Origin of the sequence: Moorena sp. SIO4A5, assembly GCF_010672005.1 — a bacterium.
Classification (GTDB): domain Bacteria; phylum Cyanobacteriota; class Cyanobacteriia; order Cyanobacteriales; family Coleofasciculaceae; genus Moorena.
In genome coordinates, this window is record NZ_JAAHHZ010000353.1 from 1 (window position 1) to 4,859 (window position 4,859).

The 4,859-nt window shown below is 43.0% G+C and carries 10 protein-coding genes; 4 read left to right on the forward strand and 6 right to left on the reverse strand.

What is annotated here, in order from left to right:
* A partial coding sequence (locus F6K57_RS36815; RefSeq protein ID WP_293073224.1) for a ParA family protein occupies nucleotides 1-289 on the reverse strand: 289 nt, incomplete at its 3' end.
* Nucleotides 290-318: 29 nt separating this feature from the next.
* Here F6K57_RS36815 and F6K57_RS36820 point away from each other — a divergent pair.
* On the forward strand, nucleotides 319-1,176 hold the full coding sequence (locus F6K57_RS36820; protein ID WP_075897160.1) for an AAA family ATPase: 858 nt from the start codon (nucleotides 319-321) through the stop codon (nucleotides 1,174-1,176).
* 1 nt (nucleotide 1,177) lies between these two features.
* Here the strand turns inward: F6K57_RS36820 and F6K57_RS36825 are convergent, their stop codons facing one another.
* On the reverse strand, nucleotides 1,178-1,327 hold the full coding sequence (locus F6K57_RS36825; protein ID WP_293054751.1) for a hypothetical protein: 150 nt from the start codon (nucleotides 1,325-1,327) through the stop codon (nucleotides 1,178-1,180).
* Between the two features lie 205 nt (nucleotides 1,328-1,532).
* Here F6K57_RS36825 and F6K57_RS36830 point away from each other — a divergent pair, with 205 nt between their 5' ends.
* Nucleotides 1,533-2,165 carry a TIGR04282 family arsenosugar biosynthesis glycosyltransferase gene (locus tag F6K57_RS36830; RefSeq protein WP_293073227.1) on the forward strand — a complete coding sequence of 211 codons (633 nt, stop codon included), beginning with the start codon at nucleotides 1,533-1,535 and terminating at the stop codon, nucleotides 2,163-2,165.
* Here the strand turns inward: F6K57_RS36830 and F6K57_RS36835 are convergent.
* Complete coding sequence (locus F6K57_RS36835; protein WP_293073213.1) at nucleotides 2,095-2,328, reverse strand: hypothetical protein; 234 nt, start codon at nucleotides 2,326-2,328, stop codon at nucleotides 2,095-2,097. The genes F6K57_RS36830 and F6K57_RS36835 overlap by 71 nt on opposite strands.
* Here F6K57_RS36835 and F6K57_RS36840 point away from each other — a divergent pair.
* Complete coding sequence (locus F6K57_RS36840; RefSeq protein WP_293054749.1) at nucleotides 2,319-2,477, forward strand: hypothetical protein; 159 nt, start codon at nucleotides 2,319-2,321, stop codon at nucleotides 2,475-2,477. The two genes, F6K57_RS36835 and F6K57_RS36840, sit on opposite strands and share 10 nt — an antisense overlap.
* Before the next feature lie 44 nt (nucleotides 2,478-2,521).
* Here F6K57_RS36840 and F6K57_RS36845 read toward each other — a convergent pair whose 3' ends face one another.
* Complete coding sequence (locus F6K57_RS36845) at nucleotides 2,522-3,109, reverse strand: IS607 family transposase (protein ID WP_075901240.1); 588 nt, start codon at nucleotides 3,107-3,109, stop codon at nucleotides 2,522-2,524.
* Between the two features lie 479 nt (nucleotides 3,110-3,588).
* On the opposite strand from F6K57_RS36845, the gene F6K57_RS36850 reads away from it, so the two are divergent.
* The gene (locus F6K57_RS36850; protein ID WP_293073216.1) at nucleotides 3,589-4,275 is read left to right on the forward strand and encodes a TIGR04283 family arsenosugar biosynthesis glycosyltransferase; all 687 of its coding nucleotides are present in this window, start codon (nucleotides 3,589-3,591) and stop codon (nucleotides 4,273-4,275) included.
* On the opposite strand, the gene F6K57_RS36855 is transcribed toward F6K57_RS36850, so the two are convergent.
* Nucleotides 4,189-4,434, reverse strand: a complete 246-nt coding sequence (locus tag F6K57_RS36855) for a hypothetical protein (RefSeq protein ID WP_293073219.1) — start codon at nucleotides 4,432-4,434, stop codon at nucleotides 4,189-4,191. The two genes, F6K57_RS36850 and F6K57_RS36855, sit on opposite strands and share 87 nt — an antisense overlap.
* 16 nt (nucleotides 4,435-4,450) lie before the next feature.
* Nucleotides 4,451-4,585, reverse strand: a complete 135-nt coding sequence (locus F6K57_RS36860) for a hypothetical protein (RefSeq protein ID WP_293073221.1) — start codon at nucleotides 4,583-4,585, stop codon at nucleotides 4,451-4,453.
* Nucleotides 4,586-4,859 lie beyond the last annotated feature (274 nt).

The window sequence follows — 4,859 nt, forward strand, 5'->3', positions numbered from 1 at the left end:
CATCGACTCGACAAATATTGCGCTGAATCGCTTGTTCAATGGGAATATATGCCTGAGTGGGTGACTGAATGACTTGATTAATTATTTTTTTTAAGGTTCGGTCTTCCTTCTTGAGTTTAGCAAATTGCACTGGAGGCATCAGGCTTAGGGTAGCATTAATCTGGGTATCGAGATCAACGATTAATACTCGCATGCCATAATCTTTGGCAAGACAGGTAGCAAGGTTGACGGTGGTGGTAGTCTTGCCAACACCGCCTTTCATATTGACTATAGAAATGGTGTATCCCAGTTTTGACAAAAAGAAAGAGGTAAAATAACGTGAAGGTCATTGCAGTATACCATAACAAAGGCGGCGTCGGAAAAACCACGACGGTGGTTAACCTAGGGGCCGCTATCCGAAAAAACCGCAAAAAAGTGCTTGTGATCGATCTTGATAGCCAAGCGAATGCTACCTTTGCTACCGGACTGGTTAAATTTCATGACGAAGCATTTGATGATATCAAAGATTGTAATATTCTCCATGTTTTGCAATCTGAGGAATTCTTCTCAATCTCGGAAGTAGCTAGAAAATCTGAATTCAGCAATCCAGAAATTGATGTGGTTCCTGCCCACATCGATCTCATGAAATATGAGCTTGATATGAATCAGCTTGATTTTAGCTTCCTAATGCTGATGGATAAACTAGAGGATGTTAAAACTTACTATGATGTGGTAATTATTGATACTCCGCCCTCTTGGAATTTATATGCCAGAATTGCTTTAATCACTGCTGACTATTTAATCATCCCTTCAGACCTCAAGCCTTTTTCTAATCAAGGCTTACTGAATGTAAAAGATTTCATCAGAGCTATTAATGGCTATCGAAAACAAATCAACATTAAACCGCCACTTGAAGTCTTGGGAGTGCTGCCTTCTAAAATAGCAACCAATAACATGTTCATACAACATACCTTGCCAAAAAGGATACAAGCAATTTCCGATCGATATGGCTTTGATGTGATGAAGAGTGTTATTTTCGATCGAGATGATTTGGCAAAGTGTGCTGAACAAGTTGAAAAAGTAGACAATCAAGATATACCGTCTCCTGTGTCTGTTTTGGATTATAAGCCCTATTCTATGGCTTCAGAAGAATTTAGGTCTCTTGCCCAAGAAGTTTTGGAAAAAATAGGCATGTAAACTATAGGGTTTGTATTTGATAGGTGAACATAGGATTGATGGTAAATCGGGAATCGGGAATCGGGAATCGGGAATCGGGAATCGAATCGGTAGGGAGTAGGGAGCAGGGAAGAGGTAAGAGGGAATAGGGAACAGTAGTTAAGATATCCAAGGAGTTTTTACTGTTATGATAAATTAAGATTATTTTTCGTGATAGCATTATAAATACTATATAAAAATCGGTGTAGTAATTGTGATAATTATTGTCCCCGACTCCCGACTCCCGACTCCCGACTCCCGATTCCCGATTCCCGACTCCCTATTCCCTATTCCCTATTCCCTATTCCCTGTTCCCTATTCCCTGTTCCCTTCATATAATGATACTGACAGAACGCCTAATTATTTTCAGCCGCTATCCAGAGCCCGGAAAGACTAAAACCCGGATGATACCAGCTCTAGGAGCGGATGGTGCGGCCAACCTTCAACGTCGGATGACGGAACATACTGTTGCCCAGGTCAAGGAATTAATAACTGGTCGCCCTGTGTCTGTAGAAATCCATTTTGCTGGTGGTAATCAACAGCTAATGGAGGATTGGTTAGGCTCGAATCTGGTCTATAAACCTCAGAGTGATGGGGATTTGGGCAAGCGAATCACTTCGGCATTTCAGTTATCCTTTGCGGAAAGCATGACCAAAGTTGTGATCATTGGTATTGATTGCCCCGATTTGAATAGTTCGGTGATGAATCAGGCATTTGAGGCTTTAGACAATCATGATTTAGTACTTGGACCAGCCAAGGATGGCGGCTACTATCTGATTGGTCTAGGTCGATTGATTCCAGATTTATTTGTGGGAGTCAGTTGGGGAACATCTGAGGTTTTGCAGCAAACGGTGGATATTGCTAAGAGTCTTAACCTAACTATGGCAATGCTTTCCCAGCTTACTGATGTTGACCGCCCAGAGGATTTATGGGCAGTATCAAATTTGATGGGAGTAGGGAATCGGGAGTAGGGAGTTGGGAATCGGGAATCGGGAATCGGGAATCGGGAATCGGGAGTTGGGAATCGGGAATCGGGAATCGGGAATCGGGAATCGGGAATCGGGAATCGGGAATCGGGAGTTGGGAAAAAATCCTGTTTATATGAGATTTTACACCAGTATTAAGTGATAACAATCAATTTCAGTACTGAAAGCGACAAATATCATCACTGTTCCCTGTTCCCTGTTCCCTGTTCCCTTTTTATTTCAATCAATTTCAGTACTGAAAGCGACAAATATCATCACTGTTCCCTGTTCCCTGTTCCCTGTTCCCTTTTACCTTAAATCCTATATTCACAACCCAAATACAAACGCGCTTAGCTAATAGCTTACGTTCTGGAACTCTTAGCACTTTCTAGTTTTTCTGAAAAGATTGTAATCAGCTCCATCATGTCTTTGACTAATTCTTGTTCAACGCTGATGTCTTCTGATGACTTGTTGATAATTATTACTTCTGTATTGAATTCTTCACACATAGCAAAGACTAATTCAGCGCTAACTCTAAGCAGCCTATCTTTGTGAGTAATGACAACTCTGCCAACATTCCCCTGCATGATGCGCTTGAGCAGTTTCTGTAAGCCTTTATTTTGGGAATTGATTCCGGAAGCTGAATCCTGGATTGTCTCATACTGCCAACCATTAGCAGTACTAAAAGACTCTAAAATCTTGATTTGCTTGACTAAATCTTCTTTTTGGTCTTGACTTGAAATACGGGCATAGTTAATGGTTATCCGATCATCGATCTGACCGACATTCCGTGGTGTAATGTGTTTGATATCGGCTACATAAAATCGCCGATGGCCACTGGGAGAACGTTGTGACCTAATTTTTCCTGCATCTGCCCACCTCCTTAAGGTTTTAACTGAGACCCCTAGCTCACTGGCTGCTTCTCCAATACTAATGGTTAACCCTGACATGTTGGATTTCTCACCTTATTTGAATTGAGTTTAATCAGCTATCAGCAGTCAGCCGTCAGCTATCAGCCGTCAGCTATCAGCTTAAGCGCTACGCGCACGCGTGCGCGTTCAGCTATCAGCCGTCAGCTTATGGGTTATTATCAGCTATTAGTTATCAGTTATTATCAGCTATCAGCTTATGGGTTATCACAGCGTCGAAGCCTGCAGGGTTATTCACAGGCTAGAAGCCTGTGAATAACCCTGCAGATGGTGCTTTTCAATAAAATAAGCTGACCACTGACGGCTGACCACTGACCACTGACCACTGACCACTGACCACTGACCACTGACCACTGACCACTGACCGCTGAATGCTGTTTACCTTTTATTATATCGCTATTACGTAATAAATGTCTAGATATGGATAGAAATTAATAAAAAAATGGTTATTCCCTAGTCAGGGATGCTAATTTGTCAGAAACAATGCCTAAACGTCTTGCGTGATAGTAAAAATTTCAATTATCATCCCGGTTCTGAATGAGGCTAGTCACATAGCTGATACTTTGGCTACGGTTAGGGAAGCGTCTAATGTGGAAGTGATTGTGGTAGATGGGGGCAGTTACGATGAAACCGTTGCGATCGCACAATCACTGGGTGCTAAGATTATAGCTGCTGGTACCGGTCGCGCTAGTCAAATGAATGCTGGCGCTGCGGTGGCTACGGGAGATATTCTGCTGTTTCTCCACGCTGATACCCGTTTACCAACAGGATTTGATACCTTAGTTCGCCAAGGGTTACAAGACTATGACACCGTGGCTGGTGCCTTTGAATTAGCTATTGATGCTAACCTGTGGGGGGTAAGGCTGATTGAGCGGATGGTGAATTTGCGATCGCGTTTTTGCTCCCTGCCTTACGGTGATCAAGCCATCTTTATCAAAACTAAGGTGTTTACAGACCTTGGTGGTTTTCTGAATCTACCGATTATGGAAGATTTTGACTTAATGCGACGCCTCCGCCACCTAGGTAAAATAACTATCCTTAATCAACCTGTGCTAACATCAGGACGCCGCTGGCAGACCTTAGGGGTTGTGAAAACGACATTAATTAACCAAATGGTGATCGTTGCCTATCATTTGGGGGTTTCTCCTCACCGGATTGTGGGTTGGTATCGTCGAGCAAAAGGGTAAAGAATCGGGAATCGGGAATCGGGAATCGGGAATCGGGAATCGGGAGTGGGGAATCGGGAGTCGGGAGTCGGGAATCGGGAGTCGGGAATCGGGAGTCGGGAATCGGGAATCGGGAGTGGGGAATCGGGAATCGGGAATCGATGTGTGACTATTTATCAAAAAATAGTGGGAACGCTTAGTATACAAAAGCTAATGAATTTATAAATGGCAAATGTTTTCGGAGACTGACAACCATAATGGGGAATCGGGAATCGGGAATCGGGAATCGGTATATTTTTCGGGTGGTGGATGTTGTATTTGTGATTTTCAAAAAATAGTGGGTACGCTTAGTATACAAAAGCTAATAATTTTATAAATGGCAAATGTTTTTGGAGACTGACAACCATAGGGATAAGCGCGTTTCTATCATAGAGCTACTCCCGATTCCCGACTCCCGATTCCCGACTCCCGACTCCCGACTCCCGACTCCCGAACTCTAGTTTAAGCATGAGCAATTATAATCAAATTCAGTCTTATCGAGATTTGCGAGTTTGGCAAAAGGGAATGGATGTGGCCGAGAGTTGCTATGTGATCACCAGAGAATT